This window comes from Mesorhizobium sp. M8A.F.Ca.ET.181.01.1.1 (assembly GCF_004792025.1).
Lineage (GTDB): Bacteria > Pseudomonadota > Alphaproteobacteria > Rhizobiales > Rhizobiaceae > Mesorhizobium.
In genome coordinates, this window is the sequence record NZ_SRTV01000247.1 from 1 (window position 1) to 300 (window position 300).

The window sequence follows — 300 nt, forward strand, 5'->3', positions numbered from 1 at the left end:
CCACAGTTCGGCCTCTACGCCGGCTGCCGATGTCATGTGTCGAACCGTATGCTGGCGCGAGCCGCCGCTCGCACCCGGCGCACGAGTGGCTGTCGCCTCACTCGCCGCGAATCCGTGTACCAGTGCGTTGGCGTTGGCAGGATGCACGGTTGCATCCGCATCGCCGTGAAAGACGATGAGCGGACATGGCGACGGCTGTGCGTCCAGCGTGTCCGCCCGGCCGGCTTTCTGTGCTTTGAACCGGGTCTTGCCGCCGCGCATCGCCGCGAGCGCGGAAGGCAAGTCGTGCGCGCATCCGAC

1 protein-coding gene is annotated in these 300 nt (G+C 67.7%); it reads right to left on the reverse strand.

Annotation, left to right across the window (positions count from 1 at the left end):
• Positions 1-300: PHB depolymerase family esterase (locus tag EN824_RS34470; protein WP_281041413.1), on the reverse strand; the 300-nt coding region annotated here is incomplete at both ends.